The sequence below is a fragment of the Marinobacter sp. MIT932201 genome, assembly GCF_047123295.1.
Classification (GTDB): Bacteria; Pseudomonadota; Gammaproteobacteria; order Pseudomonadales; family Oleiphilaceae; genus Marinobacter; species Marinobacter salsuginis.
This window is the reverse complement of record NZ_CP138917.1, coordinates 3,592,211-3,619,132: the sequence shown is the minus strand read 5'-3', so window position 1 is coordinate 3,619,132 and position 26,922 is coordinate 3,592,211. Positions and strand designations below refer to the sequence as shown.

Genomic DNA, 26,922 nt, shown 5'->3' with positions numbered 1-26,922 from the left:
TGGCTTTGTCGGGAATTAATCCAATATCCTGAATCTAGCATTTGCCGGCGTGGGCGTCATTCGATGCAGATGGGGTGACAGGACCCGCTGGAAAGCAGGCATAAAAAAACCGGCGCCTTTGAAGGGCGCCGGTTGTTAAAAGAGGCTGTTATCAGGGATTCTTGATGTACGCGTTCTTGCGCAGGTAGAACCACCAGTTAACCACCAGGCAGAGTGCATAGAACACCGCAAACCCGTACATGGCCACTTCCGGAGTGCCGGCCTGGATTTCCTGGCCCATTACCCGCGGGGCGATAAATGCGCCGTAGGCGGCAACCGCGGAGGTCCAGCCCAGGACCGGGCCCTTCTGCTGCTGGTTGAAGATAAAGCCGATGCTGCGGAAGGTAGAGCCGTTACCGATACCACTGGCCGCGAACATGATAATGAACAGGATCAGGAACGGCGCAAAGTAGGCGTTCGGATCGGTGGAGTTGTAGGCCAGCATCATCACATAACCGGTTGCTACGGAGGCTGCAACCATCACAACCGAGATGATCTGGGTAACAATGGAGCCGCCTACCTTGTCGGAAATCCAGCCGCCCACCGGGCGAATCAGTGCGCCTACAAACGGTCCCATCCAGGCCCAGGTGAGTGCGCTCGGCGCATCCGGATTTACCACGCGGGTGACCGTGCCATCGGCCGCCACTTCCATCATGTTGCCAAAGATAACGGTGATAGACAGCGGCAGGGCAGCTGAGAAGCCGATGAACGAGCCGAAGGTGAGGATGTAAAGCACGGTCATGGACCAGGTGTGCTTGTTGCTGAAGATCGCAAACTGGTTCTGGATGTTGGGCTTTATGTCCCCGGGGATAAGGCGCAGAAGGATCAGCGTGAGCACAATTGTCAGCGGCAGAGCCAGCCACATGTTCATAACGCTGAGGGCCCAGACGCCAGCGATAGAGGCGAGAATACCGACGCCGTAGAGCCCCAGAATTTTGCCGAAAGCCGAGAGCGGGTTGCCGGGATTCGGAGTAACCACTTTCAGGTTGTTCATGCCAAACCAGCTGGCGAATGCCAGCGGAATCAGGAAAACCAGCCAGATAAAGCCAGCGTTCTGGATCCAGGTATCGGTTCCCGCCTCAATACGACCAATCAGCGTTCCGCTGGGGCTTTGCAGCTGCATCGGGTCGCCGGCCAGGGCGCCGAAGATACCTGCGGTCATTACCAGCGGAATGACCACCTGCATGGTGGTAACACCGAAATTACCGAGACCGGCATTCATGCCGAGGCCATAGCCCTGTTTGCTTTTCGGGTAGAAGGTGCTGATGTTGCTCATGGAGCAGGCAAAGTTACCGCCACCGATTCCGGAGAGCAGGGCAAGAGCCTGGAAGACAATAAACGGAGTATCCGGATTCATCAGAGCAATGCCGGTACCGGCAGCAGGAATCATCAACAGGGCGGTGGTCAGAAACACGGTGTTCCGTCCGCCGGCAATCTTGATCATGAACGAGGCCGGAATCCGCAGAGTAGCGCCAGACAGGCCCGCAATCGCAGAAAGGGTAAACAGCTGTTCAATGCTGAACGGAAACCCCAGGTTTTTCATCTGGGTGGTGATCATTCCCCACATCAGCCAGACGGCAAAGCCCATCAGAAGGCTGGGTATGGAAATCCAGAGGTTGCGGGACGCAATGCGCTTGCCTTCCCGTTGCCAGAATTCTTCGCTTTCGACATCCCAGTTTTCGATGTCAGCGTTTGTCCTGTTCTTCGCGCCTATCTGTCCGGCGCTCGCTGTACTGTTGGCCATGATGTGTGCTCCTCGGTTTGCTTTACCCATGGCCTCGGGTCAGAGGCTTCAGGGCTTTGAGCCATTGTGCAAAGCAGTGCGGGGAGTAATTCTTGATATTGCTCAAGGACAAGAATGCGGCGCGAGTGGTCGATTTTCAGGCGCTATTTTTATGCCGTTTTTGCCCTTTAAAAGTCATATAAATCAGTAAGATGCGGCGGTGATATTCCGAAGGGGGTAGGCAAACCGGTTGTCGGCGCAGTAGAGGTAGCCAATCATTTCCGCCGGTTCTGGACGTGTCTGAACAGTAAAGCCACCTGCAGCGCCACAAGGCCATAGATGCAGGACCAGCTCGCCGCTGAGAGCCAGAGAGCAGCCGGTTCGAGAAACGGCGTGTTTCCTGCGTAGAGGCGTGCGATAGCAGCAACGGCCATGCCTGAAGCTAGGCCAGCAACCTGCCAGGCGGGTGGCACCGTTCGTCTGGCTCGCTGCCAGGCCAGGCGCAACATGACGCTGGTGGAAAGCGTGCCCAGGCCACCGATGGTAATCAGGTGCATGGAAGCAAGAGGATCGTTCCTTGTCAGTAGGCTTATACCGCTCAAAACCGCACCGGCAGCCAGCCAGAGGTAGCCAAGTGCCAACACCAGGAGGTCTGGCCGGTTCCGGCAATGCCAGAGTTTCCAGCGAACCGTGCGAATCACAATCAGAAAACCCGCGGCCAGCAATAAAAGCCCAACGGCCGGGGCCGCGACTGGCAGAAAACTCAACAGCAATGCCAGCAGCAAGGTGGCCAGAAGAGTTCCCTCAACCTGTGGCTGAACCCGGGCCTCAATTGCAATGCCTTGCTTCTCCAGCGTGCCCGCTACGGCCGGTGCGATGATGCGCCCCCCGATAAACGTCATCAGAAGCAGCAAGCCGACAATCGCGATCGTCAGTACCCGGCGACTATCCGGTATTGCCGATGCGCTTGCGGCCATTGTGCTGCCGGCGAGCCAGAAAACCGCCGACAACAGGCAGAGAAGTAGAATCAGCGGGCCGGCAATCCGGTTGCGCCACTTTTTGGCTGCCTGAGATCTCGGCACAGCGTGGCGCGCCAGCAAGAGAGCGAAAGCCGGGCTTAACAGCTGGGCAGCAAGACTTTCCGGGGCCAGGATCCAGCTCACCCTCGCGAGTAACCAGAGTACGAAGAGTACGGTAAGCACCCGGTACGGTTGAGGACCAAGCGTGTAGCCGGCGACAAGAGCCAGGGCGAAGCCGAAGATCAATTCATGGCCGTGTCCTGCACCCAGTAATCCAGGTGGCCAGCCTGTCCCGGACAGCACGCTGAAAATCGACAGGGGAACCGTCAATGCTGCGAACAGTGATGCGGCGGGGAAGAACAGCCAGAAAGCATGGATGTTCTTTCGTGGCATGCCCGAGTTGTCTGAAGTCATCTCGTGTCCTTGACCCGTCGGCGTACCGTAACTATCAGTAAAAATAACGCGGGATACATTTTAAAGGTGCATCATGAATATTACACAACTTGCCCGTCTACCGTTTTCCGGCAATGGCGCCTGGTCAGAGCTGCGGCGCCTGGACCTGTCCATTCCGTTCCTGGCATGGGTGGTTGTAGTACCTATGTCGTTTCTGCCGCCGGTGCTGCTCTACTATGCTGGTACGCAGTATGGAGACGCCTTTATGCAGGGCTTTGGAGACAAGGAGTGGCGCTTCATCACTACCATTCTGTTCCTGGCAGAGTTGCTCACGTTCTTCGTGATGGGCTGGCTGATACACGCCGTTATGGACAGCCACCAACTGAAAATCAGTTATCAGGATGCCTATTTGCTGGCTGCAATCGCACCGCTGCCGCTCTGGCTGTCATCATTAGCGTTGCTGGTGCCCGTGCTGGCGGTGAGTGTTGTGGCCATGTTTGCCGCACTGTTCCTGTCCTGCGCTCTGGTCTATCAGGGCGTTCGGTCATTCTGCGAGCGAAGTGATAACGATGTCGTGGTCATGTCCGCCACCTACACCGTGATGGCGGCTTCACTGCTGGCGTGGGGCGTGCTGATGGCGATGGTCTGGGCGTTCTGATCAGACCGTGTGGGGCAGCACGCCAAAATAGATGGCACTGAAGTGGCAGGCGCTGCCGCCGATCACGAACAGGTGCCAGATCGCATGCATGTAGGGAATGCGGTCGGCCAGATAGAAGGCGACACCGGCGGTGTAGACAACGCCGCCGGCGATCGTCAGGTTCAGGGCTGTTTCACTCAGGTTGGCCACCAGGTCGGAAGAGGCGAACGTGATCAGCCAGCCCATGGCCACATAGATGCCGACCCTTGCGAGCTTGAAGCGGTTCTTGAAAATCACCTTCAGAACCACGCCGGTGATCGCCAGTGACCAGATCACGGCAAACAGGGTCCAGCCCACCGTTCCACGAATGTTCACAAGCAGAAACGGCGTGTAGGTTCCGGCGATCAGCAGAAAAATGGCGCAATGATCAAGGGTTTTGAATGCCCTTTTCAGTTCTGGCCGCCGGGCACCGTGATACAGGGCGGACGCCAGGTACAGCAGAATCAGGGAAGCGCCGAAAATACTGAAGCTCACGATTTTCCAGGCATCCCCGACCTGGCTGGCGCCCACGATCAGCGCAATCGTGCCAACAACACTCAATATAGCGCCGAGCCCGTGGGTGGCACTGTTCAGCCACTCTTCAATGCGGTGATGGATGTTCTGTGTCGGGGATACAGATGCTGTCACTGAGGGGTCTTCCTTGTAAGCCATGCCCATAAAATACTTGAGCGTACACGTGTACGCAATGGCTGATCGTGACCATCTTGTGAGGCTGTTCAGAAAAACTGAACAACCTGTCGGAAAAGTTCCGATTTCTCTCGAGTCCACCGCTGGTTAGCATGCGTATAACAGATTGCGGACAGAGGAGGTTTTCCAGATGGCAAAAGTACTTGTTCTTTATTACTCCATGTACGGCCACATCGAGACGATGGCGAATACCATTGCCGAAGGTGCAAAAGAGGTTGATGGCGCCGAAGTTACGATCAAGCGGGTGCCGGAAACCATGTCTGATCAGGCGTTCCTGGGCGCTGGCGGTAAGGCTGACCAGCAAGCTCCCGTAGCCGACCCGAAAGAACTGGCCGAATACGACGCGGTGATATTTGGCACACCGACCCGGTTCGGCAATATGGCCGGGCAGATGCGGACATTCCTCGATCAGACCGGTGGGCTGTGGGCTGAGGGCAAACTCCACGGCAAGGTGGCGAGCGTGTTTACCTCTACAGGCACCGGTGGTGGGCAGGAGCACACCATCAGTTCATTCTGGACCACCCTGGCCCATCACGGCATGGTGATCGTCCCCCTGGGCTATGGTATCCCTGAGTTTTTCGACATCTCGGAAGTGAATGGCGGAACGCCTTACGGGGCGTCAACCATCGCCGGGGGCGACGGCTCACGGCAGCCGAGTGAGAAAGAATTGGCCATCGCCCGCTTCCAGGGCAAGCACGTGGCCGAGCTGGCGGTAAAACTGCACGGCTGAATCTGAAGCATTACCAAAGCGTTGAGCGTTTTCCAGGGCAGCAGGCGAGAGCGTGCTGCCCTTTTTTTATGTTGTGCCTGGTTGGCGTGTCGCCTCATGGCCGAATTTTCGCACTCGCGGTTTTCAGCCGGGAAAAGGTCGCTGGCACGACGCCGAGCCATGATGCCAGTTGATTATCCGGTACCCGTTTAACCAGCTCCGGGTATTCCTCAAGCAGTAACTTGTATCGTTCTCTTGCCGGCATGGTGTGCTTGCGGAACTCTCTCATGCTGGTCAGCTCGGCAATTTCTTCCGTCAGGGCAAGGGCGAACTGGGGCCAGAGTCCCTCACCGTGAGACTGGATTGCAGACCGGAAGGCAGCGAAGTCGGCAACCCAGGCTGTTACCGGCGTTACTGAAGTCAGGCAGAGGGTATTTCTGACGGTTCGGCTACGGCCAAAAACCGGCCAGACCATATCGCCCTCAGAAAAGAAATGGTGCACTGACACCTTGCCACTGGGTGCTTCCCGGAACAGCCGCATAATGCCGTACTGAATCAGATAAACATTTGCCCAAGGCGTATCGTGCTTTTCCATGGCGGTTTCGGGGTCAATCCTGCAAAGATGAAACAGGCGGGCCAGGTCTGCCAGAAACCGAGCGTCCGGATCGTTTTCATGTCCTTCCAGGCGAATTCCGAAAACCCGACTCAGGCCGTTCAGCAGTGCAGTGGAATCTGATGCGGCATCTTGCTGGATGATGTCTGGATTGTCTTCTCCAAGCATGCAGGGCGAGGAGGCTATGTCTGGCCTGAAAAATGAGTTCATTGCTTTGACCCTGTTATGAGTGTCAGGTCAATTATGGTATCAAAGAAACATCTTATGAAATGACTTAAATCATTAAGGCTTTTTCACTGAGTCGATAACGATCAATGACTGGTTCCCTCTTCGTAGTTGATCTTGTTCCAGACGTTATATTTGCCGGAGGGTTTGTTCATGGGAATCCGTTTCTCTTCTTCCAGGGTGTCTGCGTCGTAGACGACTACCGCACCGTCCTTGTCCCATATGCTCAGCAGGAGTTTTTCACCGTAGCGGTCGAATTCTACATGGCCAGCAACCTTACCCGGTTCGGGCTGTAACGTTTTGACGATTTCCAGGGTCTGTTTGTCGATGACGTGGACCTTATCCTTGTTGGGACCGAAAAAAACGTCGACCCAGGCATAGCGGGAGTTTTTGTGGCTTCGCATAAAGAAGCCCGGCCCCTCGGTCTGGAGGGTCTTGATGATCTCCCAGCTGTCCATATCGATGATGGAAACGGCGCCGGTGCGAAAGTGGGGGGTGGCCATCACCCGTCTGCCCTGGTGCTCCCAGGTAATGCCGGAGCCCAGATGTGGCATGCCCGGAAGCGGCAGATCGGCGACGGTTTTGCTGGTATCCAGATTGAGCACCAGACCATGGCTGCCGTCCCGGGCGGCCCCGATGAGATGGTCGTAGCCCGGGTCAAAAAAGAAGTCATCGAGCCAGGTGTCGGTTTGCATCCGGCGAACGTTGGCTTTGCCATCCTGCACGCTGATCTCCCAGGCTTCAGGGATGTCCTTCAGGGCGGCAATGAAGCTGTTCCGCGGTGGAGCCGCGTACACGGCGCTGACCCGGGAGCTTGCGCCTGTGCCGTTCTCCACCGGGATGATGTCCATGAGTTCGAGATTGTCGGCGTCGAACAGAACCAGAGTATGGGGCAGATAATTGGCTGCCATAACGTGGTCGCCATCGGCCGAAATGGCGATGTTGCGCATGTTGATACCGGCGCGTACTTCCGCGACCACTTTCAGGTTGTACAAGTCGTACTTGGTTATCCAGCCGTCCCGTGAGCCAAAGTAGACGTAACGGCCGTCAGGACTGTATTTCGGTCCGCCATGAAGGGCGTAACGGCTCGGGAAGCGGTGGATGGGTTCCATCCTGTCGCCGTCGAGAAGGGTAACGTGATGATCGCCGATTTCCACCACCAGAAACAGGTTCATCATGTCGGCCTGGTAAGCCGGCTTATCGGGCAGAGTACCTTTTGGGTGGGGCAGTAAATGGCTGCCCAGAATTTCGGCCCGGCCCCAGGTCGGCGGGCTGGCGGGTGGTTGGTAAATGAAATCGGCCAGTGCTGTTATGGATTCCTTGCCGAGAACATCGGCAAAGGCCGGCATCTGGGTGGCGGGCCGGCCGTTACGAATGGCGTCTTCGGCCTGCGGCTTTTTCAGTCGTGACAGATTATCGGGCAGCAGGGCCGGACCCATGCCGCCAAGACGATCCTGGCCATGGCAACTGGCGCAGTGTTGCTGGTACAAAAACTCGGTTTCCGGTGAGGGCGTCGCTTGTAACGAGGTTGGCATCAACAGACTGAAGGCCATAACCAGTGGGGCGATATTGTGAATCCTCATGCCGGCCTACCTCCCGCAATGGCTGCACTGGCCTCGGGCTGGCTTATGCACCAGCCGGCAGCGGTTGGTTGCGCCAGTTTCTCGGCCAGTCGGACAACTTCACCAACAATGATCAGCGTTGGAGGCTGGAAGCCTTCACGAGCGATCGTAGCCTCGAGTTCCAGCAGCGTTGTAACTGTCATGTGCTGTTGTGGCGTGGTTCCCCGTTCCACAAGAGCCACAGGGGTGTCAGCCGGTAAACCATGTCCAATGAGTTCCCTGACAATGGTGGGGGCGTTGTGGAGCCCCATGTAGAACACCCGGGTCTGGCCCGGCGCCGCCAGTACGCGCCAGTTCAGTTCCAGGGACTGGTCGGCCTTGCGGTGGCCCGTTACAAAGGTGACGCTCTGGGAATAATCCCGGTGCGTCAGCGGTATGCCGCAGTAGGAAGCGCAACCGGCGGCGGAGGTTATGCCGGGTACCACCTGGAAGTCGATATGGTTATCTGCCAGGAATTCTGCTTCCTCGCCACCACGGCCGAAGATGTAAGGGTCCCCGCCTTTCAGTCGAACCACACGGCGTTGTTTGACCGCCAGCTGCACCAGCAATTCATTGGTGTCTTCCTGTGGAACGTAATGGCATCCGCTGGCTTTGCCAACGTGAATGCGTTCGGCCGCCGGGTTCACCAGTTCCATAATCTGGGGCGAAACCAGGCGGTCGTACACAATGGCATCGGCTTGCTGTATCAGCATCAGGGCCCGCAGGGTCAGAAGTCCGGGGTCTCCCGGACCTGCCCCAACGATGGCTACCTCTCCTGCCCGTAAGGGTTGTTCCGCCAACTGGAACTCCACCAGGCACTTCTTCCTTTGGCTGGTTGTCATGATGCTTGTCCTTACAGGTTGTGAACCGGAATCTCGATGACCGGCGCGGCAACCCGCCGGGGCATGTCGAGCACACCGATTTCTTCGTTAGTGAGGTAACAGCCAGGGTCCTCTTCCCAGAAGTCACCGGAAATGTTGTGGGCTCGGACCCGGGTGTTGCCGTTGCAGACGGGCAGGTAACGGCAGTCGGCGCAGCGGCCCTTGACGGGACGGGGGTTCTGGCGGAAGCCTGTCATCAGTGAGTCACTGGCTTCTGACCAGATCCGGGAGAACGGTGTGTTCCGGACATTGCCCAGGTTGTAGTCCCACCAGAATGTATCGGGATGCACTTCCCCCAGGTTGTCGATATTGGAAATGTTGACCCCTGAGGCATTGCCGCCCCACCAGGTCAGCCGTTGCTGAAGTGCCGGGACCTGGTCCGGGTAGTGCTCTGCTGCCCATTGCAGCAGGAAGGGGCCATCCGCATCGTTGTTGCCCGTTACGTATTCCCGTTCGATGCCTCTCTGAAGCTCGTCATGGCAGTGATCGAACATCAGGGTCATGGCCTCCCGGGTCATGTCATACCAGGCGTCCCGTTTGCGGTTGCGTCCGCCCCGGCCGGAATAGTTCAGATGGGAAAGGTAGAACTTATCGATATCGTGCTCATCCAGCATCTTGAGCATGTCCGGCAACTCGGGAAAGTTATCCTGAGTCAGTGTGAAACGAAGGCCCACCTTTATGCCGGCGCGTTTGCAGAGCTCCACTGCCTTCATGGAGGCAGCGAAGGCGCCTTTTTTCTGGCGGAATTCGTCATGGGTCTTTTCCAGGCCATCGATGCTGATGCCCACGTAGTCGTAACCGGCCTGAGCTATCTGATGAATATTCTCCCCGGTAATCAGTGTGCCGTTGGTGGAAAGGCCCACATAAAACCCCATGGCTTTGGCACGGCGGGAGATGTCAAAGATATCCGGGCGCATCAGCGGCTCGCCGCCTGAAAGAATCAGCACAGGAACTCCGAAAGCCTTGAGGTCGCCCATTACTGTGTAAACCTCATCTGTGCTCAATTCGCCCTTGAAATCCACATCGGCGGAGATGGAATAGCAGTGTTTGCAGGTCAGGTTGCAGCGGCGAATCAGATTCCAGATTACGACCGGGCCTGTGGGTTTCGGAACCGGGCGCACAGGCGTCGGATTCATCAGGCTCTTGATATAGCGGGTCATTCTGAACATGGTGCTCCCTCTCTCATGATTTCCGCAGCCGCAGACCGGTTTTTTTAAGGATGGCCGAGCTGTAAAGAATGGTGTGGCCTTCGCAGGTGTCTCCGAGCAAGTCTTGAATCTGCGAAGCCTTGTCTTCGACTTCTTCACGGCTGGTACCGTGAACCATCGCAAACAGGTTGTAGTTCCAGTAGGGCAGGTGCCGCGGCCGTCGGTAGCAGTGGCTGACAAAGGGCAGTTCACCCACTTGCCGGCCCATATCGGTGATGGCGTCGTCGCGGACATCCCAGACCGTCATGCCATTGAAGCGGTAACCCAGTCGGTAGTGGTCGGGCACCGCGGCCACCCGCCGGATAACGCCGGCGGTCTGCATGCGCTGAAAACGGGCCAGGACCTCGTCTGCTGGTAATCCCAGTTCTTCGCCCAGAGCTCCCCACGGGTCCGGTACCAGAGGCAAACCGCTCTGGGTGGCCAGGATCAGTTTCCGGTCCAGCGCGCAGAGCACGTAGCTGTGGTCAGACCGGGAAGTGGAGATGGACATGGAACTCTTCCTCCTTGGGCATGTTGTAAACGGGATAGCCCGTGGCGGATTCAATTGCAGCGATAACCCGGGCTATATCGTCCGGCGCTTCCGTTGCCAAGACAAACCACATGTTCAGTTCATGTTCCCGGCGGTAGTTGTGGGCCACTTCCTCAAAGGCGTTAACCTTCGCGGCGATGCTGTCAAAGTCCTGTTGGGGAATGCGCATGGCGGCCAGAGTCAACCCGCCCCCCATTTCGCCGGCATGGAACATGGGGCCGAAACGCGTGAAAATGCGACGCTCCAGTAGGTCCTGCAGGGTGTTCATAACCACTTCTTCGGCCATGCCGAGCTCATTGGCTACCGCTGCATAGGGCGAATGCATCAGAGGCAGCCCCGTTTGCAGCCGGTTAATCACAGCCCGCTCCACCTCAGTAAATTCGGGCGTTGTCACCAGGCTCTCAGTCATGGCTGACATAACGGCCTCCTCTCTGCCGGTAGGCTTTGGTGCTGAACAGCACCGCATGGGGTACCTGCTCCAGACCGTGATCTTCAATCAGCGCTTTGAGCTGGCGCAGAACTCGTTGCCGGTCAACGCCGTGAATCATGCAAAACAGGTTGTAGGGCCAGTCCGGGAGTCGGCGTGGGCGCTGATAGCAGAGGGTCACGAGGGGCACACGGGCCAGTGCCCGGCCCAGGTTTTGTACCTGATCGTCAGGAATATCCCAAACCACCATGGCATTGGCGGTGTAACCAAGGGCCCGGTGCCGGACTACCAGTCCGAATCGCTTGATGAGCCCCTGGTCCTGCCACTGTCGGATCGCTGTCATTACTTCCTGCTCGGACAAGCCGGTCCTTTCCGCCAGCGTCTGGTAAGGGCGTGGTGTTAGCGGAAGGCCCAGTTCCAGGTGCCGTCTAAGCCGCAGTAATCCCCAGGCACTGATCGGCCCGGCTCCCGTACCCTCCGGCATCGTAACCAGATATTCCGGAGCGTGGTGAGGGGTCACGGTAGGGCCTCCCAGTCAATATCGAAGCCCAGGTCAATGTGGTGGGCCTCTATCATGGGTAACCGAAGCATGGGGAGTCTGAGCTGGTGTTCCAGTTCGTCGAGCCGTTCTTCCAGAGTGTCTTCATCAGGCGCAGTCATGACGAACCAGAGATTGTAGGTGTGCTCGCGGGCGTAGTTGTGATTTACCCCCGGAGCACGATTTACCTGGGCGGCGACCAGATCCAGCTGTTCGTCCGGTGCCGCCACGGCAGCCAGCAGGCTTGCGCCTGCGCGGCTGTGTTCGAAAACCGGTCCGACCCGGCTGAGAACCTGACTGTCCTTGAGCAACTGCAGCCGTTCAAGGACCTCCGCTTCAGCGATGCCCAGTTGTCGGGACATTGCCTCATAGGGCCTCTGACCAACGGGCAGTTCCCGTTGGAAAAGGTTGATCAGCTGTTGGTCAGTTGTATCCAGTCTCATCTCTGGTCTCCTCCGGGCCGGAACCGATCAGTACACGTCGTGCTGGGTGTTGTAGACGTTGAACTTGCCGGTGGGTGTTACCAGCCGTTCATCGGTGATCACCTTCTTCGGCTTGCGTGTCTTATCGTCGACGACCACCAGGGCGGATTTCTTGTCCTGGGTATTCCACACCGAGAACCAGACTTCGTCGCCTTCAACGTTGTACTCCGGCTGAACGACCCGCTTGGGCCCCTCGCCCAGGTTTGCCCATTCGGCGATCGGGAGCACGTCATAGCCGGCATCCAGGTTATTGATGTCGAACACCGCGATGCTCTGACTCACGGCTTCGGCCGGGTTCAGGGCGGTATCAACCCAGAGGTTGGTGGATTTCGGGTGGGTTTTGATAAACAGCGACCCGCCGCCCTGGCCGTTCAGCGTTCTGACCACTTTCCAGGCCTTGTCCGGATGACCTTCGGGGTCGGTGCCGATCAACTGGATGGTCGGATCGCCCAGGTGGCTGGTCGCCCAGACCGGACCATGCTCCGGGTCCACAAAGTTGGCGCCGCGGCCAGGATGGGGAATCTTGCCTACATCTACCATGGCTTCGAGGTTGCGGTCCTGGGAGTCAACCACGGCGATCTTGTCAGACTGGTTGGCTGCTGTGAGGAAGTACCTCATGCTGCTGTCCCAGCCACCGTCGTGCAGGAAGCGGGCGGCATCGATATTGGTGACGGAGAGGTTATCGAGATCCTCGTAGTTCACCAGCATGATCTTGCCGGTTTCCTTCACGTTGACGATGAACTCTGGATGCTTATGGGAGGCCACGATGGCTGCCACCCTGGGTTCTGGATGGTATTCCTGGGTGTCCACTGTCATGCCGCGGGTGCCAACGATTTTCTTCGGCTCCAGGGTCTTTCCGTCCATGATCACGAACTGTGGTGGCCAGTAGGTGCCTGCAATCGCGAGCTTGTCTTCCCAGCCCTTGTACTTGGACGTTTCCACCGAGCGGGCTTCCATGCCAACCTTGATCTTGGCCACGGTATTGGGCTCTTCCATCCACAGGTCAATCATGTTGACCAGGGCATCACGGCCGATAACGAAGACATAGCGCCCGGAAGCCGACATGCGGGAAATATGAACCGCGTAGCCGGTGTCGATAATGTGGACAATTTCATGGGTATCGCCGTCAATCAGGGCTACCTGGCCGGCGTCCCGCAGTGTCACACTGAACAGGTTCTTCAGGTTCAGATCGTTCATCTGCTTGGTGGGACGTTCTTCGGGCGGGACAACGACTTCCCAGGTGGCCTTCATGTCTTCAAGACTGAACTCCGGAGGCTGAGGAGGTTCGTGCATGACGTACTTGGCCATCAGCTCTACTTCTTCTTCGGTCAGGTCGCCGGAGGTCAGCCAGTTCGGCATGCCCGCTGGTGAGCCATAGCTGATAAAGGCCTTCAGGTAATCAATCCCCCTTTCCTGGGTTATGTCAGTGGTCAGTGGCTTGCCCGTTGCGCCCTTGCGCAGAACGCCATGACACCCTGCACAACGCTCAAAATAAATCTGTTTTGCTTTTTCGAACTCGGCATCGGTCAGGTCCGGTGCGCCGGGCGTGCGAACCACTCTCGCGGATTCAGGGTCAACCGCGCTGGCGGTGCCCTCATAAGCGGATGTCGACGGATCGGGATCCTTGGGCGTGGCCTGGACAGTCATCACTCCGAAAGAGGCAACGGCGACGGCCAGTGCCAATGGCTTGAACAGCAGGTTTGATACTCTCATCAGATTCTCTCCTTGGATTTAAGAGTCCCTGTAGGTTTCGCTTCTTTGTCCTTCTGCTCATTGATTAATGTCATATGTATGTTATGTGGTGTCGCTATACCCAATGATAGGTAAGCCGAAATAGTCCTGGATCTGAATCTCTCTATTAACCAATATCAAGGATGAGTTTTATTGCTGTCTTCACGATGTGGCTAGGACTCGGGAGGGTGTGGCGTGTGAAGAGCTTTTGGCGGGAAGCGAAGATGCGAATGCTGTTTTCGGTACTCCAGGTTCTAGGGTTGATCATGATGTCCGTCACCGTTGTGGGCGACGACAACCCGGACCGGAATGCGAGCCGTCACCGTCTTGCCAATCTTGTGGTTCAGGATTGTGGCTCCTGTCATGGACTGACTCTCAGAGGAGGGTTGGGGCCACCCTTGCGGCCAGAGAATCTCGAACACCTTTCGGTAGAGGCCATTGCGGCCCTTATCCGGGAGGGTGTGCCGGGCACAGCAATGCCACCCTGGAAGCAACTGTTATCGCCGGAAGATATCCACTGGATCAGCGATCAATTGAAATCCGGTGCACTGGTATCGCCCTGACGTTCAACCTGGAGGAATGATCAAGCATGAGTCCGAGATTTAAGCAGGCTGGAAAACTGATCCTGGCGCTGTCCATGATCGTGGGCATGGCAGGGTGTCAGTCGTTCCAGGGGTTCGCAGGGGCAGAGTCTCCCCCTGAGGTCATGGGAACTGGTGATCTGGGCCTGGTTATTGAGCGCGCTTCCGGCTCAGTACTGGTCATTAACACTTCCCGCCACGAGGTTCTTGGGCGAGTCGAAGGGTTGGGTGATCTGTCCCATGCGTCGGTTGTTTACTCCAGAGACGCTCGATATGGCTATGTATTCGGGCGCGATGGCGGACTTACGAAAGTGGATCTGTTGAGCCGGACCATTGTCGATCGGGTTGTCCAGTCGGGTAATAGTATTGGCGGCGCAATTTCTCAGGATGGACGCTACGTTGCGGTATCCAATTACGAGCCGGGTGGCGTGAAGGTGTTTGATAGCCAGACCCTGGAGCTGGTGGCAGATGTGCCTGCCACTTACACCAGCGGCCACAGTGAGGCCGGCCAGTCGAAAACGGTCGGGCTGGTGGACGCACCGGGGAATCTGTTTGTGTTCAGCCTGTTTGAGGCCGGAGAGATCTGGACTCTCGACATGAGTGATAAAACCGCTGAGATCACCCGTTTTGAGGCCGGTAAATCGCCATACGATGCTCTGATTACGCCGGATGGTCGTTACTACATTGCCGGCCTGTTTGGTGAAGACGGCCTGTCAATGCTGGACCTGTGGAATCCGGGTCACGGGGTTAGGCAGATTCTCCCGGGTTATGGCAAGGGTGAACAAAAGTTGCCGGTTTACAAGATGCCTCATCTGGAAGGCTGGGCTATCGCCGATGGCCGGGCTTTTGTTCCAGCCGTTGGTCACCACCAGGTGCTGGTGGCGGATTCAAGCGACTGGTCCCTTAGCGAACGGATTCCGGTTCAGGGGCAACCGGTATTTGTCATGGCCAGTCCGGACAATCGCCAGATTTGGGTGAGCTTTGCCCACCCGAACAACGATGTAGTGCAGGTGATCGACTCACAGACCCATGAAATTGTCCGCACTCTGGAGCCCGGGGAAGCGGTTCTGCACATGGAATTCACGCCCCGCGGTGAAGAGGTATGGGTATCTGCCAGGGACAGTGATCGGGTGACCGTATACAACACTCGGTCGCTGGAGCCCGTTGCAACGCTTAGCGCACAAAAACCCAGTGGCATCTTTTTTACCAGTCGGGCCCATGCCCTGGGCCTCTGAAATGTGGCGGATATTGTCTGGAATGGTGCTGGCTGGCCAGTTGTTTACCGCGCATGCGAGCGATGGGGGCGCTCCGATTCTGATCGGGGTTGAGTCCGCGACCAGCGTTACCGATGTCGCTCGCTACCGGCTGACGGAGTATCTGCGTGATCAGGGTTGCCGGGCCGAACTCCGGTTTAACACCGAAGTTAGTGGTCTTGCGCTGGCATTCCTGTCGGAGACTCCGGAGGGGCGCGCGCCGATTCTGGTGGCGGTTAACCGGAATGGACAGCTTCCTGTTCCTGTCTGGGTTACGCGCAGGACAGCCGGTGTGAGGCATATCCGGGACCTGAAGGGTCGTGATCTTGCCACGGTTGCCGGCAGAGATCCGTTGGGCGCCAGCTTGCCGCTGGCGGAACTGAAAAAACAAGGTTTCATGCCTGTGGCGGAGCAGTTGTACGAAGCCGGTGACTACAGCTCTGCGCTGGGGTTGTTGCTGCATAACAACACCCACGCGTCGGTTTCAGAGTTGGGGTTTGTGAGACCGTTTCTGGACGGGAACAACCTGGTGGTGAGCTGGCAGGGCAAACCGGTAGCGGCAGCAGCCTGGTACCGTCAGGCTAACTGGAGCCAGGCGGCGTTGGCCTGTGAGCAGGCATTGCTGAAGTTACAGCGGGAAGATGATTCGCAGATATTCGTCATCTTTCCTGAATGGGTGTTTGGCTTTGCCTTGCCCGAAAAACAGTATTCAGAGGATTCAATGCAATGACGTTTTACCAATCGGTTGGCAATGAAATAGAGCTGTTTCAGGCGGCGGCAACCAACGGCTTGCCCGTGCTTATCAAGGGGCCTACCGGCTGCGGCAAGACCCGTTTCGTCCGGTTCATGGCCGAGAAGCTTGGGCGGCCAGTGTATACCGTTGCCTGTCATGATGACCTGACCGCCGCCGACCTGGTAGGCCGCCACCTGATCGGGCCGGAGGGTACTTACTGGCAGGATGGCCCTCTGACCCGGGCGGTGCGCGAAGGTGGCATCTGCTACCTTGATGAGGTAGTCGAGGCTCGTAAAGATACGACGGTGGTTCTGCATCCGCTTGCGGATGACCGACGTGAATTACCGATCGAGCGCACCGGGGAGGTGTTGTCGGCGGCGCCCGGATTCATGCTGGTGGTTTCGTACAATCCCGGCTATCAGAGTCTGTTGAAGGGGATGAAGCCCAGTACCCGTCAGCGCTTCGTATCCATGAGCTTTGACTATCCGGGGGCAGAGGCGGAACAATCCATCGTGATTGAGGAATCCGGATGCAACCGGGACCTGGCGGAGCAACTGGTGAACCTGGCCCGGTCGGTCCGTAACCTGAAGGATCACGATCTGGAAGAGGCGGCGTCAACACGGCTGCTGATTCATACCGCGCACCTGGTGCGAGCGGGTGTGCCGGTTACCGAAGCCTGCCGGGCCGGGATGATAGAACCGCTGTCTGACGATGAAGCAACGGTAAGCGCGCTTATGGAGGTGGTCTATGCAGTATTCGGGAGGTCAGACGAAAACCAGTAGCGGTGCTGTCGTACCGGTTGTCTGGTACCTGTTGAACCTGCTGGCCCTGCCGGTGATCGGGTTCGCGGTACTGGCGTGGCTGTTTGTGCGTAGTGAGCGGGGGTCAGCCCTGCGCCAGGCCCATACCAGGGCTGCTTTTTACATGTCGATTATCGGTGCAGTATGCATTTTCTCTGGCGTGGGCGCGTTCTGGTTGCTGTTCGGCAATACGGGTAACTTCTGGACTGGCGCCATTGTCTGGGCAATTGTTCTGCATACGGCGTTTGTGCTGTGGGGAATGATCGCACTGGCTCAGGCTATTGGTGACAAGCCGCCCTATTTTCCGAAACGTTATATTTGAAGCTGTGAGCGTGGGCGGCTTGGCCTGATCACTGGATTCCGCGAATGGCTGCCAAAGCAGCCACAACGATCACCGCCCAGCCTTGCGAGGCCAGTCTCCATCCCCAGGGAGCATTCCGCATTTCCATGAAATGATCCACCAGCAGCACCGCCTTCACGATCACCAGCGCAAATACCAGCCATACCAGAACGGAAGTGTCGGCACCTGCCTGCATGGCAATCACGGGCGTCATGGTGCAAACCATCAGGGCAATGTAAACCGCTAACATCGGCTCTTCTCCCTAGGCCAGAACATAAAGCATGGGAAACAGCACCAGCCACACCAGATCCACCATGTGCCAGTAGGAGGCCCCGGACTCCATGCCGTTCATGTCGTCGCCATTGGAGTCACTGTTGTAGTCACCCCGATTCGCCTTGACCGCAAGAACCACGAGGATGATCTGGCCCAGCACCACATGCATGAAGTGAAAGAAGGTGAGAAAGAAATAGAACATGAAGAAGGTGTCGGTACCCAGGTTGTAGCCGTTGCTGTAGAGGTCGGCGTATTCCCAGAGCTTGCCGAATGTATAAACGGTGGAAGCGGCGATGGCGCCCGTGAGCAGCAGGGTGACATGGGTCTGTCGCTTGCGCAGACGGTGAACGGCGGTGGCTACCAGATAGCTGGCGGTGATCAGGCCGACGGTGTTGATCAGACCGGTCCAGGGGTGCAGTACCTGGCGGCCGGAGGCAAAGGTATCCGGGTCGAAGCTGCGGGCGACGCCAAAGCTAATGAACAGGATGCCGAATACCGCCAGTTCGGCAAATATGAAGAACCAGACGGCCAGATCGCCGGGGAGGTGTTGGCGTGTTGAAGCGGGTGCTTGCATGGGCGTCAGCGTGTCAGGTTCATATAGAGTTTGGGGAGCTGAAGCGGCAACTGCGTCGGGTCCTTGATGACCACGAAATGGTTGCTTCCGAAGACATAGGGCAGGTATTCGTTGGCATCATCGTCGATGGTGACGCAGAAGGGCGTCAGGCCAGCCTTGTGGGCTTCCTGCACAGCCATTCGGGTGTCTTCCACGCCATAGCGTCCTTCGTACAAGTCCAGATCATTGGGTTTGCCGTCGGTTAGCAGCAGCAGGATTTTCTGGTGTTCATGACGCCCCTGCAGCAAACGGGTAGCCTGACGTATCGCAGCGCCCATGCGGGTGTAGTAGCCTGGTTCCAGCGCCTGGATGCGGCCCCGGCTGATGTCATTGTAGGGCTCGTCAAAGGACTTTATGTGGTGGAATCGTACGTGGTCCCGACGGCGTGAAGAGAAGGCAAAAATCGCAAAAGGGTCGCGGCTGGCCTGCAAGGCTTCGCTGAGCAGCTGTAAGCCGTCCCGGGCGATGTCGATGACCCGCTGGCTGTTATTGATGAAGGTATCCGTGGACATGGAAACGTCTGCGAGAATCAGGCAGGCCAGATCCCGCTGGTTCTGTTTGCAGCGGCGGAACAGCTTCTGGTCGATAACCCCGGAGCCCCGGCGATGCTGGACCTCCCGATCCATGCAGGCATCCAGATCCAGCTCCTCGCCTTCGGTTTGCCGGCGTTCCCATTGCCGGAGCGGTTTCAGGGCGCTGAACTGTCGACGCAGCCTCATGGCAGATCGGGACAGGTGATCCGGTAACCGGGTGGGAACCGACTCTTTGCTGAGCATGGGCTGCAGGCAGCAGAACTTTTCCCGATAACTCTGGCTGCGCCAGTCCCATTCTGGCAAGTGGATGCCGGGGCCCAGGTGCAGATCGTCGTTCTCTTCGGACGGCAGGTCCAGGTCGAACTTGATGGCAGACGACGCTTCCCGACGGTCCTTGGAGACCGAGATCATATCCATGTCATCGGCCACGGCGTCGGCATCGTCTTCCTGGGTGTCGTCACCGGCCCGATCCACCGGAATGAACTCGCTCCAGGAAAACAGGCTCTCGAGGCGGAACAGCATCAGGCCCTGATCTTTATCGAATGCATCGACCCGTTCCGCGCGCCGGCGCTTGCGTTTTTTTGCCAGCCCGCCCGGTGTTGAGGTCAGGTTGTCATCGCCAATGATCTGCCCGGTAACCTTGCCCTGGGCCAGGGTGGGATAAAGCCAGATAACAACCGGCCAGGGGTCGGACTCTGCTCCTGGAAGCGTCTCAACGCTGCCGGGATCAATCAGCGCCTGGCGAATGGCTTTTTCGCGGCGACTCTCGGTCGGCGACAGTGTGCCCGGATCCGGGCGCCACTGCAGCGTGTGGCGCACCAGACGCTGGTAAACCGGCTCCAGCCCTGGCCATTTGGTGAGCAGGGTCTGGACCATCATCTGGTTGCCGGTGAGCCAGCCGGAATCGGTCAGTTCGCCAAGCGAAGCCAGCGCTGCCAGCCACAGATAAAGATCCCGGTTCACGGCTTTGGAGGGAAACAGGGCGAGGCGTTCCGGCAGCCGCAGACTTTGCTCATCGCGCCAGGCCAGCTCGAATTTCCTGTGGGTGCCCGCCAGTTTCTGCAGGAAGCGGCGGCGGGTACGAAAATGGCGCGGCTCAGCCGTGACCAGGCTGAGGGCCGGGTCGCCCCCCAGTGCCCGGAACACTACGCCCAGGGTTCGCGCTTCGTCTTTCAGGTGTACCGCATGCTCCGGGAACTCGCCCATGGCCTGCCGGGTAATGTATTCGTGCCATTTGAAGCCTACCCACTCTTCCATTTGAACTCCTCAGCTTCAGGCGTTTTGCCGGTGTGGTGATGGATCAACCTGGCGAACCGGAATCAGAACGGTCTGTTTGCCGGGTTCACCGGGTTCCCAGCTCAGCAGGGAACCTTCCGGATTGTTTTTCTGCACATCGCGACAGGCGCTGACGCATTGCAGACACTGGGTGCAGGTGAATTTCGCCCGTTTGTGACTGCGAGTCGGCAACCTCATCGGGCAGGCTTCATCGCAGGCGTTGGTGCAATCCCGGCACGCGGCCGCTCGTTTGGTATCAAAGGTGACAACCCGGCCTTTGCCGTTGGTCATCCAGGCGATGCTCTGGACCACGCCAAAGGCGCAGCCATACTTGCAGAACAGGTGCCGGGCAAACAGAAAGTCCAGGGTGAAAAGAAGCGTCGCTACGGCCAGGAACATGGCGGGGTAAAACGACAGATTGCCGGTAACCAGGTCGGTGTACAGCGGGATCGGGGGCAACAGATACGACAGCATGGCCAGCGCCCAGGAGAATCCGATAAGTCCACACACCAGAGCCAGCCCGGCCCAGTGCAGGACCTTGCCGCGCCGGCCCTTGCGAAGCGCTTCATAAAGGGTTGGTCTGCCGGTCACCCGGGTCATCAGGTGGTTGATGGTCTCTACCACCGAAAAGTGCGGGCACAGCCAGCCACAATAGATCCGCCCCCATTTCCAGGCGATCCAGAGCACCAACGGTACCAGCAGTGTAATGGGAAGTATGAACCAGACGAGGATTTGTCCGGCCACTTCTGCCGGCGAACTCTGGCTGACCCAGGCCAGCTCAAGATTGAAGGAGAGGGGAAACCCGAGCAGTACAAACTGGGTTTCCGTCAGATCGTATCGAAAAATATTGAGTACCGGCGCAAGCAGAAACAGCCCGAAGAATGCGGCGCGTGTCAGCAACCGTTTTCTTTGGAGGGTGTCCTTGTTCGGGAGCTTCTGCTCATGCACGGCAACTATCCGTTTACGGTTGGGCAGGCCGGAGAGGGTCGCTCCGGCCTGCGGTTTTCAGGCTTCCTGGGTGGCAGGACCGCGGACTTCTTCTGCCGGGGATGCCTGGCCCTTGATGAAGAAGCTGCCGAAGTACACCACCAGACCGGCCATGAAGAAGCAGCCGGCGACCAGGCGCATCCAGTAGAACAATGCGATGTTGTCCTGGGTGGCCATGAACGACAGTGCTTCACCGCTTTCCGGAAGCCGCTGCAGCCAGACCTGCAATACGCCAGCGCCGGTCAGGAACAGCGTGATGAATACCATGGAGATGGTCATCAGCCAGAACCCCCACATCTCGACAATCTGCGCGGTATTGCTGTTGCCATAGGGCCGGCCACGCATAATGGGCACGGCGTAGGAAATGATGGTCAGCACAATCATCACGTAGGCGCCGTAGAAGGCCATGTGGCCGTGGGCTGCAGTAATCTGGCTGCCGTGGGTGTAATAGTTTACCGGCGCAAGGGTATGCAGGAAGCCCCACACACCGGCCCCCAGGAAGGCCATCACGGCAGTACCCATGGCCCACAGCATGGCAGCCTTGTTCGGATGGTTGCGACGCCGACGGTTGATCATGTTGAAGGCAAAAACCACCATCATGAAGAACGGAAGCGGCTCAAGGGCGGAAAACACAGAGCCCAGCCACAACCAGTACTCGGGCGGACCGATCCAGAAGAAATGGTGCCCGGTACCGATGATGCCGGTAATCAGCGCCATGGCGATGATCACATAGAGCCATTTCTCGATGACTTCCCGGTCAACCCCGGTGAGCTTGATCAGCACATAGGCCAGAATCGCACCCATGATCAGTTCCCAGACACCTTCAACCCACAGATGCACCACGAACCACCAGAAGTACTTGTCCTGAGTGAGGTTTCCCGGGTTGTAGAAAGAAAACAGCCACAGCACGGCCAGGCCAATGAGACCGGTAATCAACACAATGTTGACCACGGTTTTGCGCCCCTTCAGAGCTGTCATCATGATGTTGTAGAGAAATCCAACGACAACCAGCGCTATGCCTATTTTGGTGATCGTGGGTTGTTCGAGGAATTCACGGCCCATCGTTGGCAACAACTTATTCATCGTGACATCCGCCAGGGTGGCGTAGTCCACGAACAGGTAACCAAGGATGGTCAGGGTACCGGCAACGGCGAAAACCCAGAACAGGATCCAGGCAAGTAGCGGGCTGTGCAGCTCGGTCTGTGCCTCTTCCGGAACCAGGTAATAAGTTGCTCCCATAAAGCCGAAGAGCAACCAGACAATCAGCAGGTTGGTATGGACCATTCTGGCAACGTTGAAGGGGATTTCCGGAAACAGGAAGTCACCGACTACGTATTGGAGACCGAGGATCAGGCCGAACAGAATCTGACCGGCAAACAGAACCAGGGCAAAGATGAAGTAGGGCATTGCTACCCTTTGAGATTCGTATTTCATGTCGGTTCCCTCAGCCTTCGATGTTGGGTGGCCAATCGTTATCGTCAATCTTTGAAGTCCACTCCAGGAAGGCGGCGAGATCCTCGATTTCCTGATCGGTCAGATTGAACTGGGGCATCTGGCGGCGGCCGGGCACATTAGTGGGCATGGCGTTCATCCAGGCGTTCATGTAGGCCTTGAAAACGTCGCTGTCACCACCGCCGCGGCGATCGAATACGTTGGCGAGTTCCGGCGCGAAGTACGCACCTTCACCCATCAGGGAGTGGCAACCAACACAGTTGTTGTTTTCCCAGACATGTTTGCCTCGAACCACCTGGTCGGTGAGTTGGTCGCGGTTATCCCGCTCGGGCATTGCCCGCACCTGGGTATCAAAAGTCAAAGCCAGAAACAGCAGGACGAAGAATGCACTTCCTCCCAGGTATATGTTCCTGGCCATGCTTTTGGTAAAGCGCTCGGCCATGGGTCTCTCTCCTTAGTCTTTGTGGAATACCTGACTGCCGTACTAGGATATAAAGATGCATGCTAAATGCTGTTGATGATTATCAAGCATGCCCGGATATTTCACCGTTGCGCCGGGGAGTTACCTCTGGAGGGGTAGGTGATAGACTGCGCAGCCAGTTTGTCCGGACATGTTTCCTTGGTTACGGAGCGCCGATGGCCGCCGCGTTTGCCCTTTTCTTTAAGCTTATCCCGCTCTATGTAACGGTTGCATTGGGCTGGATTGCCGGTCGCTATCTTGAGGCCAGCGGCCGCCACATTGCCGGCATCATGCTGTACATCGTGACGCCGTCGGTGGTGTTTTCGGGGGTAATGGCAGCGCCATTGTCGCCGGAAGTCATCCTGTTGCCGTTTATTGTTTTTGGAATCTCATCTGTTCTGGGGATCGTGCAGCTAAAACTGGCAAAGACTATTCTCACCGATGGTAGTGCCAACATCATTCCCCTGTGTGTCGGCTCCGGGAATACTGGTTACTTCGGCGTTCCAGTGGCCCTTTTGCTGTTCGGGGAAGAGGGGCTGGGCCTTTACATCGTCTGCATGCTGGGCACCACGCTGTTTGAAAATTCCGTGGGTTTTTATCTTGCCGCGAGGGGACGTTACAGCATCAGAGATGCGCTCTGGCGGGTACTTAAGCTTCCCTCCGTGTACGCCTTTCTGGCGGCAGTCGGCCTGAATCTGGCTGGGGTCGGAATTCCGGATATTTTCGTGCCGCTGTTTGATAACCTGCGGGGGGCTTACAGCATTCTGGGCATGATGATTATCGGTATGAGCATCACAAGTTTTCGCGGGCTGGCAGGCAACGTTCGTTTCACGGCGTTGGCGTTTTTCGGGAAGTTCGTTATCTGGCCCCTGGTGGCTATTGTGTTCTGGTGGGTCGATTCAACGCTTCTCGGTATTTATGAGCCGGCAGTGCACAGAGCCATGTTCCTGATTTCAATCACGCCGATTGCAGCCAACACCGTGGTCATCGCCACCTTGCTGGATACCTCGCCAAGGCAGGCGGCGGGTACGGTGCTGCTCACCACCTTGTTTGCCCTGGCGTTTATCCCGGTGATGATTTCGCTGGCATTTTAGCGGCTGCTTGATGATGCAGCTCCCGGTTGCGCTTTGCTGGCTTTGGCTTCCGCGATGTCGCTGCGGGCGTGGCGCACCACGCTGATGCCGGCGGTGATGGCCAGCGTGCCCATGATTGCGGCAACAATCAGGTCCGGCCAGGCTGATCCGGTGCCAAATACACCGAGAGCGGCCACCATAACGGCGATGTTGCTGACGGCATCGTTCCGGCTGCACAGCCATACCGAGCGCATGTCGGAATCCCCTTCACGGAATCTGAACAGCAGGGCGGCCACGCTCACGTTGGCGGCAAGGGCCAGCAGACCCACTGCCCCCATGGTCAGCGGCTCCGGTGTAATACCTGCCTGAACCACCCAGACCGCCCGGGCCCAGATCACCAGGCCGAACACGGTCATGGTGATACCTTTAACCATGGCCGCGCGCCCGCGCCAGAGCATGCCCATGGAGAGGACCGTGAGAGAGAGAATGTAGTTGGCGCTGTCGCCGAAGAAATCGATGGCATCCGCCATCAGCGAAACAGAGCCAGACGAAAGACTGGCCAGCCCTTCTACAAAGAACATGGCCAGGTTGACCCACAAGGCAATCCACAAGGCGCGGCGAAAGCCCGGCGCAGGGGATTTGGGTTCGGGGGCAGAGCAACTGCACGCCATAAAGACCTCCTGTGTTCAGATGGTCTTATTGAAAACCCTTTAGTAGCTACAGGGTCAACAGTTGCGTCCGGGTTTTCTTGCGTGGTCAATTCTGGCCCGGGCCATGGGTGCCGGGAACGTGGTTGTGGCGGTCCTCCGGTTCCGGTGTTTCAAGCTCCGAACTCAGGCCACCCAGAATGCCGCATTCCCTTACCGTGCGGCCATGCGAGCAGGCTTCCTGAAGCTGAACCAGGGTTTCCTCCAGACTCGCCAGTTCCTTCAACCGTTCCCGAACGTGGTTCAGGTGGCGCGCCAGCAGGGCGTCCACTTCACTGCAATCGGCCTCCGGTTGCTCAGCCAGCCGGATCAGCTCACGGATCTCCTCCTGGGCCATGTCCAGATTGCGGCAGCGTTTGATAAACAACAGACGGTCCAGGTGGGCATTGCGGTAGGAGCGGTAGCCACTGCTGTCCCGGTCGGGTTCGGGCAACAAAGCGATTTTTTCATAGTAACGGATGGTTTCGATTTGAACTGCCGTCCGTTTCGCGAGTTCACCAATCTTCACGGTTTCCTCTCTCTTTCGACGTCGGGAAAGCAAGCCACTGCTTTGAGCTCCCCGTGCGAACCAGTACTGAACGTCAGGCTACCACCATAGCGTTCGGTGATCTCCCGGGCGATGGCCAGGCCGAGGCCATGGCCGGGATGGCTCTTCAAACAGCGGAGCCGGCGGAACTCCGTGCCGGTCAGGCCGTGTTCGGTGCCATCGGAAAGTCTCAGGCTCTGGCGACTCTCATCAAGCTCACACCGACCGGCCTTCAGGCCGCGCTGACCAACTTGAATCCAGGCTGAACAACAAATAGTTTGCCATTTTCAGAAGGAATTCAGGTTAGTGAGCGATGCTAGCAAACGATTCTGGGCATTGCTCAATTTTCTGAGCAAGCGCCACAGGCTTTAAATGTAAATCACGACAGGAGTAGATCGGATGCATACATCAAAGTTTTTGGTTGCGGGCGTGGCCCTTTCAATGTCAGCGAACGCACTTGCAGCAGGCGCTCACGGTGGTGGGCATGGTGCCAGCAGCGGCGAACCAGGTAAGGCGTCAGAAGCCGGTCGAACAATCACGGTGGAAATGTACGACAACTACTACGAGCCGGAAGCGATCGAAGTGAAGCCCGGCGAAACGGTGCGCTTTGTGGTCGAGAACAAAGGTAACCTGGTGCACGAATTCAACATCGGGACCCCGGAAATGCACGAAACCCATCAGAAGGAAATGATGATGATGGTCGAGCATGGCGTTATTCAGGGAGGCAAGCTCAACCACCACATGATGGACATGGATATGGGCAATGGCCATTCCATGAAGCATGACGACCCCAACAGCGTTCTGCTGGAGCCTGGCCAAAGCAAGGAAGTTGTCTGGAAATTCTCCGATAAAGGCAATATCGAGTTTGCCTGCAACGTGCCCGGGCACTACCAGGCCGGTATGTATGGTGACGTTAATTTCAACTGATTGTTTCGCGTCAGTTTCCTGTTCGTTACGCCGGCTGTCATGGCCGGCGTAGCGGGCAACTAATCGAAACAGTTAAATAGTGGGGAGTAGTCGACTATGAAGATAACCCTTCTGGCGTGCCAGGTGTCAGTTTTCCGGGCATCAAGCCGGAAGAACCCTTCACCTGCCAGTTTCACATCCAGCAGGCGGACGCGACCATCCAAAAAGGAGGTGATGCATGCGCCATATATTCAGGCGCAATTCCTGTTGGCCGACTCCATATCAGTTGACTTTTCAAACCCCGGGGAGGCCGGAACGGTTTGCAACTTACCGGGTGCAACTGCGCTCGGGATTCTGGCCTTCAATGGCTTCACCACGATAACCAACAGTGGCTCTGAGGTAATAGACCCCAAGCGGAATTTGGGGCGCGCCATTGTTATTTCCATCGCCGCCTGAGATTATAAAGAAGTAGGACGACGCCCATGCCGCCGCTACACGCCCGGCCCTGGGGAATACGCCGTCTGGTTCACCGTTGCGATTGCCAGGATGGCACCAGCAGGCGGCCTTCTTTGATCTGTCCAGGATTACCGCACTGGGTATCGTTTTCTACCTGGTGATGGGTATTGCCATTCACTGAGGCGTAATGCCCTGTCTGCGCCAGGACATAAAGGCCAACGCCTGGGTGCCGGCAACCGCTATTCTACTAGACCTGCTTTTACTTGGTGGCTTTGTCTGGGTCAAGCTCAGTACCGACCCGTTTGTCATTGGCGTGGCGTTTGTCACCATGATCGTTATCGCGGTGGCCGAGCGGGTATTCCTGCAAAGGACCGCAAAAGCCGAAGAATCCGGGCATGAGGAATCTCATACTCACCATCACAAGTAAGTGGAATTCGACACTGGGAGGAGAG

28 protein-coding genes and 3 pseudogenes are annotated in these 26,922 nt (G+C 57.4%); 10 read left to right on the top strand and 21 right to left on the bottom strand.

Going from position 1 to position 26,922, the window contains the following annotated elements; genetic code table 11:
- Nucleotides 1–151 precede the first annotated feature (151 nt).
- Together SIC15_RS16665 and SIC15_RS16660 are read right to left on the bottom strand one after the other, a co-directional pair.
- Entirely contained in the window at nt 152–1,783 is a 1,632-nt protein-coding gene (locus SIC15_RS16665) for an antiporter (RefSeq protein WP_136631283.1), read from the bottom strand.
- Between the two features lie 254 nt (nt 1,784–2,037).
- The gene (locus SIC15_RS16660) at nt 2,038–3,195 is read right to left on the bottom strand and encodes an NnrS family protein (protein ID WP_412536488.1); all 1,158 of its coding nucleotides are present in this window, start codon (nt 3,193–3,195) and stop codon (nt 2,038–2,040) included.
- Between the two features lie 73 nt (nt 3,196–3,268).
- Here SIC15_RS16660 and SIC15_RS16655 point away from each other — a divergent pair, with 73 nt between their 5' ends.
- On the top strand, nt 3,269–3,832 hold the full coding sequence (locus SIC15_RS16655; RefSeq protein WP_222465329.1) for a Yip1 family protein: 564 nt from the start codon (nt 3,269–3,271) through the stop codon (nt 3,830–3,832).
- On the opposite strand, the gene trhA is transcribed toward SIC15_RS16655, so the two are convergent.
- Nucleotides 3,833–4,522 (bottom strand): PAQR family membrane homeostasis protein TrhA, encoded by a 690-nt coding sequence (gene trhA / locus SIC15_RS16650; protein ID WP_136631280.1) that lies wholly within the window; start codon nt 4,520–4,522, stop codon nt 3,833–3,835.
- A 166-nt stretch (nt 4,523–4,688) separates the two neighbouring features.
- Here trhA and wrbA point away from each other — a divergent pair, with 166 nt between their 5' ends.
- Complete coding sequence (wrbA, locus tag SIC15_RS16645; RefSeq protein WP_069181822.1) at nt 4,689–5,288, top strand: NAD(P)H:quinone oxidoreductase; 600 nt, start codon at nt 4,689–4,691, stop codon at nt 5,286–5,288.
- Nucleotides 5,289–5,382: 94 nt separating this feature from the next.
- On the opposite strand, the gene SIC15_RS16640 is transcribed toward wrbA, so the two are convergent.
- The 9 genes and pseudogenes from SIC15_RS16640 to SIC15_RS16600 form a co-directional block, all read right to left on the bottom strand.
- Nucleotides 5,383–6,090, bottom strand: coding sequence for a Crp/Fnr family transcriptional regulator (locus SIC15_RS16640; protein WP_412536487.1), 708 nt, complete (start codon nt 6,088–6,090; stop codon nt 5,383–5,385).
- A gap of 101 nt (nt 6,091–6,191) precedes the next feature.
- A complete protein-coding gene (locus SIC15_RS16635) occupies nt 6,192–7,688 on the bottom strand; it encodes a cytochrome D1 domain-containing protein (protein ID WP_412536486.1) in 1,497 nt (498 codons plus the stop codon).
- Nucleotides 7,685–8,521: pseudogene (cobA, locus tag SIC15_RS16630) on the bottom strand (uroporphyrinogen-III C-methyltransferase); the annotation flags it as partial. The pseudogene cobA and the gene SIC15_RS16635, both read right to left, overlap by 4 nt.
- Before the next feature lie 38 nt (nt 8,522–8,559).
- Complete coding sequence (nirJ, locus tag SIC15_RS16625) at nt 8,560–9,756, bottom strand: heme d1 biosynthesis radical SAM protein NirJ (RefSeq protein ID WP_412536485.1); 1,197 nt, start codon at nt 9,754–9,756, stop codon at nt 8,560–8,562.
- Nucleotides 9,757–9,769: 13 nt separating this feature from the next.
- Complete coding sequence (locus SIC15_RS16620; RefSeq protein ID WP_136629495.1) at nt 9,770–10,285, bottom strand: Lrp/AsnC family transcriptional regulator; 516 nt, start codon at nt 10,283–10,285, stop codon at nt 9,770–9,772.
- The gene (locus SIC15_RS16615; RefSeq protein WP_136629496.1) at nt 10,260–10,742 is read right to left on the bottom strand and encodes an Lrp/AsnC family transcriptional regulator; all 483 of its coding nucleotides are present in this window, start codon (nt 10,740–10,742) and stop codon (nt 10,260–10,262) included. The genes SIC15_RS16620 and SIC15_RS16615 overlap by 26 nt, the downstream gene beginning before the upstream one ends.
- Entirely contained in the window at nt 10,726–11,235 is a 510-nt protein-coding gene (locus tag SIC15_RS16610) for an Lrp/AsnC family transcriptional regulator (protein ID WP_136629517.1), read from the bottom strand. The genes SIC15_RS16615 and SIC15_RS16610 overlap by 17 nt, the downstream gene beginning before the upstream one ends.
- A gap of 32 nt (nt 11,236–11,267) precedes the next feature.
- On the bottom strand, nt 11,268–11,732 hold the full coding sequence (locus SIC15_RS16605; RefSeq protein WP_136629497.1) for an AsnC family transcriptional regulator: 465 nt from the start codon (nt 11,730–11,732) through the stop codon (nt 11,268–11,270).
- A gap of 27 nt (nt 11,733–11,759) precedes the next feature.
- A complete protein-coding gene (locus SIC15_RS16600; protein WP_136629498.1) occupies nt 11,760–13,484 on the bottom strand; it encodes a nitrite reductase in 1,725 nt (574 codons plus the stop codon).
- Nucleotides 13,485–13,726: 242 nt separating this feature from the next.
- Here SIC15_RS16600 and SIC15_RS16595 point away from each other — a divergent pair, with 242 nt between their 5' ends.
- From SIC15_RS16595 to SIC15_RS16575, 5 genes are all read left to right on the top strand, one after another.
- The gene (locus SIC15_RS16595; protein WP_227549455.1) at nt 13,727–14,065 is read left to right on the top strand and encodes a c-type cytochrome; all 339 of its coding nucleotides are present in this window, start codon (nt 13,727–13,729) and stop codon (nt 14,063–14,065) included.
- Nucleotides 14,066–14,139: 74 nt separating this feature from the next.
- Nucleotides 14,140–15,318 (top strand): cytochrome D1 domain-containing protein, encoded by a 1,179-nt coding sequence (locus SIC15_RS16590; RefSeq protein ID WP_136629519.1) that lies wholly within the window; start codon nt 14,140–14,142, stop codon nt 15,316–15,318.
- Between the two features lie 22 nt (nt 15,319–15,340).
- Complete coding sequence (locus tag SIC15_RS16585) at nt 15,341–16,066, top strand: PhnD/SsuA/transferrin family substrate-binding protein (RefSeq protein ID WP_169054487.1); 726 nt, start codon at nt 15,341–15,343, stop codon at nt 16,064–16,066.
- Nucleotides 16,063–16,851, top strand: a complete 789-nt coding sequence (locus SIC15_RS16580) for a CbbQ/NirQ/NorQ/GpvN family protein (protein WP_136629500.1) — start codon at nt 16,063–16,065, stop codon at nt 16,849–16,851. The genes SIC15_RS16585 and SIC15_RS16580 overlap by 4 nt, the downstream gene beginning before the upstream one ends.
- Nucleotides 16,817–17,191, top strand: a complete 375-nt coding sequence (locus SIC15_RS16575; RefSeq protein WP_136629501.1) for a hypothetical protein — start codon at nt 16,817–16,819, stop codon at nt 17,189–17,191. Before SIC15_RS16580 ends, SIC15_RS16575 begins: the two co-directional genes overlap by 35 nt.
- 28 nt (nt 17,192–17,219) lie before the next feature.
- Here SIC15_RS16575 and SIC15_RS16570 read toward each other — a convergent pair whose 3' ends face one another.
- The 6 genes from SIC15_RS16570 to SIC15_RS16545 are packed head-to-tail and all read right to left on the bottom strand — an operon-like array spanning nt 17,220 to nt 22,784.
- Nucleotides 17,220–17,459 carry a cytochrome C oxidase subunit IV family protein gene (locus tag SIC15_RS16570; RefSeq protein WP_136629502.1) on the bottom strand — a complete coding sequence of 80 codons (240 nt, stop codon included), beginning with the start codon at nt 17,457–17,459 and terminating at the stop codon, nt 17,220–17,222.
- 12 nt (nt 17,460–17,471) lie between these two features.
- Entirely contained in the window at nt 17,472–18,056 is a 585-nt protein-coding gene (locus SIC15_RS16565) for a cytochrome c oxidase subunit 3 (protein WP_136629503.1), read from the bottom strand.
- A gap of 5 nt (nt 18,057–18,061) precedes the next feature.
- Nucleotides 18,062–19,885, bottom strand: coding sequence for a nitric oxide reductase activation protein NorD (locus SIC15_RS16560; protein ID WP_136629504.1), 1,824 nt, complete (start codon nt 19,883–19,885; stop codon nt 18,062–18,064).
- A 15-nt stretch (nt 19,886–19,900) separates the two neighbouring features.
- A complete protein-coding gene (locus SIC15_RS16555) occupies nt 19,901–20,851 on the bottom strand; it encodes a 4Fe-4S binding protein (protein ID WP_136629505.1) in 951 nt (316 codons plus the stop codon).
- Nucleotides 20,852–20,908: 57 nt separating this feature from the next.
- A complete protein-coding gene (locus SIC15_RS16550) occupies nt 20,909–22,324 on the bottom strand; it encodes a cbb3-type cytochrome c oxidase subunit I (protein ID WP_136629506.1) in 1,416 nt (471 codons plus the stop codon).
- Nucleotides 22,325–22,334: 10 nt separating this feature from the next.
- Nucleotides 22,335–22,784 (bottom strand): c-type cytochrome, encoded by a 450-nt coding sequence (locus tag SIC15_RS16545; protein ID WP_136629507.1) that lies wholly within the window; start codon nt 22,782–22,784, stop codon nt 22,335–22,337.
- Between the two features lie 194 nt (nt 22,785–22,978).
- Between SIC15_RS16545 and SIC15_RS16540 the strand changes: the two genes are divergently transcribed.
- Nucleotides 22,979–23,896 (top strand): AEC family transporter, encoded by a 918-nt coding sequence (locus SIC15_RS16540; protein WP_136629508.1) that lies wholly within the window; start codon nt 22,979–22,981, stop codon nt 23,894–23,896.
- On the opposite strand, the gene SIC15_RS16535 is transcribed toward SIC15_RS16540, so the two are convergent.
- From SIC15_RS16535 to SIC15_RS16525, 3 genes and pseudogenes are all read right to left on the bottom strand, one after another.
- Nucleotides 23,893–24,546 (bottom strand): cation transporter, encoded by a 654-nt coding sequence (locus tag SIC15_RS16535; RefSeq protein ID WP_412536484.1) that lies wholly within the window; start codon nt 24,544–24,546, stop codon nt 23,893–23,895. The two genes, SIC15_RS16540 and SIC15_RS16535, sit on opposite strands and share 4 nt — an antisense overlap.
- Before the next feature lie 85 nt (nt 24,547–24,631).
- Nucleotides 24,632–25,090 (bottom strand): Cd(II)/Pb(II)-responsive transcriptional regulator, encoded by a 459-nt coding sequence (cadR, locus tag SIC15_RS16530; RefSeq protein WP_136629510.1) that lies wholly within the window; start codon nt 25,088–25,090, stop codon nt 24,632–24,634.
- Between the two features lie 128 nt (nt 25,091–25,218).
- A pseudogene (locus SIC15_RS16525) lies at nt 25,219–25,344 on the bottom strand (DNA-binding response regulator); the annotation flags it as partial.
- Between the two features lie 163 nt (nt 25,345–25,507).
- Here SIC15_RS16525 and SIC15_RS16520 point away from each other — a divergent pair.
- Nucleotides 25,508–26,035 (top strand): cupredoxin domain-containing protein, encoded by a 528-nt coding sequence (locus SIC15_RS16520; protein ID WP_153637250.1) that lies wholly within the window; start codon nt 25,508–25,510, stop codon nt 26,033–26,035.
- Between the two features lie 246 nt (nt 26,036–26,281).
- Nucleotides 26,282–26,897, top strand: a pseudogene (locus SIC15_RS16515) (amino acid permease); the annotation flags it as partial.
- Nucleotides 26,898–26,922: the final 25 nt, after the last annotated feature.

Excerpts from the sequence above, each read along its gene's own strand:
- SIC15_RS16600 (WP_136629498.1), bottom strand. The coding sequence starts at position 13,484 with ATGAGAGTATCAAACCTGCTGTTCAAGCCATTGGCACTGGCCGTCGCC.
- SIC15_RS16660 (WP_412536488.1), bottom strand. The coding sequence starts at position 3,195 with ATGACTTCAGACAACTCGGGCATGCCACGAAAGAACATCCATGCTTTC.
- SIC15_RS16540 (WP_136629508.1), top strand. The coding sequence starts at position 22,979 with ATGGCCGCCGCGTTTGCCCTTTTCTTTAAGCTTATCCCGCTCTATGTA.
- SIC15_RS16585 (WP_169054487.1), top strand. The coding sequence starts at position 15,341 with ATGGTGCTGGCTGGCCAGTTGTTTACCGCGCATGCGAGCGATGGGGGC.
- wrbA (WP_069181822.1), top strand. The coding sequence starts at position 4,689 with ATGGCAAAAGTACTTGTTCTTTATTACTCCATGTACGGCCACATCGAG.
- SIC15_RS16605 (WP_136629497.1), bottom strand. The coding sequence starts at position 11,732 with ATGAGACTGGATACAACTGACCAACAGCTGATCAACCTTTTCCAACGG.
- SIC15_RS16580 (WP_136629500.1), top strand. The coding sequence starts at position 16,063 with ATGACGTTTTACCAATCGGTTGGCAATGAAATAGAGCTGTTTCAGGCG.
- SIC15_RS16535 (WP_412536484.1), bottom strand. The coding sequence starts at position 24,546 with ATGGCGTGCAGTTGCTCTGCCCCCGAACCCAAATCCCCTGCGCCGGGC.
- nirJ (WP_412536485.1), bottom strand. The coding sequence starts at position 9,756 with ATGTTCAGAATGACCCGCTATATCAAGAGCCTGATGAATCCGACGCCT.
- SIC15_RS16640 (WP_412536487.1), bottom strand. The coding sequence starts at position 6,090 with ATGAACTCATTTTTCAGGCCAGACATAGCCTCCTCGCCCTGCATGCTT.
- SIC15_RS16635 (WP_412536486.1), bottom strand. The coding sequence starts at position 7,688 with ATGAGGATTCACAATATCGCCCCACTGGTTATGGCCTTCAGTCTGTTG.
- SIC15_RS16520 (WP_153637250.1), top strand. The coding sequence starts at position 25,508 with ATGCATACATCAAAGTTTTTGGTTGCGGGCGTGGCCCTTTCAATGTCA.
- SIC15_RS16565 (WP_136629503.1), bottom strand. The coding sequence starts at position 18,056 with ATGCAAGCACCCGCTTCAACACGCCAACACCTCCCCGGCGATCTGGCC.
- SIC15_RS16620 (WP_136629495.1), bottom strand. The coding sequence starts at position 10,285 with ATGTCCATCTCCACTTCCCGGTCTGACCACAGCTACGTGCTCTGCGCG.
- SIC15_RS16550 (WP_136629506.1), bottom strand. The coding sequence starts at position 22,324 with ATGAAATACGAATCTCAAAGGGTAGCAATGCCCTACTTCATCTTTGCC.
- SIC15_RS16560 (WP_136629504.1), bottom strand. The coding sequence starts at position 19,885 with ATGGAAGAGTGGGTAGGCTTCAAATGGCACGAATACATTACCCGGCAG.
- SIC15_RS16575 (WP_136629501.1), top strand. The coding sequence starts at position 16,817 with ATGCAGTATTCGGGAGGTCAGACGAAAACCAGTAGCGGTGCTGTCGTA.
- trhA (WP_136631280.1), bottom strand. The coding sequence starts at position 4,522 with ATGGCTTACAAGGAAGACCCCTCAGTGACAGCATCTGTATCCCCGACA.
- SIC15_RS16590 (WP_136629519.1), top strand. The coding sequence starts at position 14,140 with ATGATCGTGGGCATGGCAGGGTGTCAGTCGTTCCAGGGGTTCGCAGGG.
- SIC15_RS16615 (WP_136629496.1), bottom strand. The coding sequence starts at position 10,742 with ATGTCAGCCATGACTGAGAGCCTGGTGACAACGCCCGAATTTACTGAG.
- SIC15_RS16665 (WP_136631283.1), bottom strand. The coding sequence starts at position 1,783 with ATGGCCAACAGTACAGCGAGCGCCGGACAGATAGGCGCGAAGAACAGG.
- SIC15_RS16570 (WP_136629502.1), bottom strand. The coding sequence starts at position 17,459 with ATGTTAGCGGTTTACATTGCCCTGATGGTTTGCACCATGACGCCCGTG.
- SIC15_RS16610 (WP_136629517.1), bottom strand. The coding sequence starts at position 11,235 with ATGCCGGAGGGTACGGGAGCCGGGCCGATCAGTGCCTGGGGATTACTG.
- SIC15_RS16655 (WP_222465329.1), top strand. The coding sequence starts at position 3,269 with ATGAATATTACACAACTTGCCCGTCTACCGTTTTCCGGCAATGGCGCC.
- SIC15_RS16595 (WP_227549455.1), top strand. The coding sequence starts at position 13,727 with ATGCGAATGCTGTTTTCGGTACTCCAGGTTCTAGGGTTGATCATGATG.
- SIC15_RS16545 (WP_136629507.1), bottom strand. The coding sequence starts at position 22,784 with ATGGCCGAGCGCTTTACCAAAAGCATGGCCAGGAACATATACCTGGGA.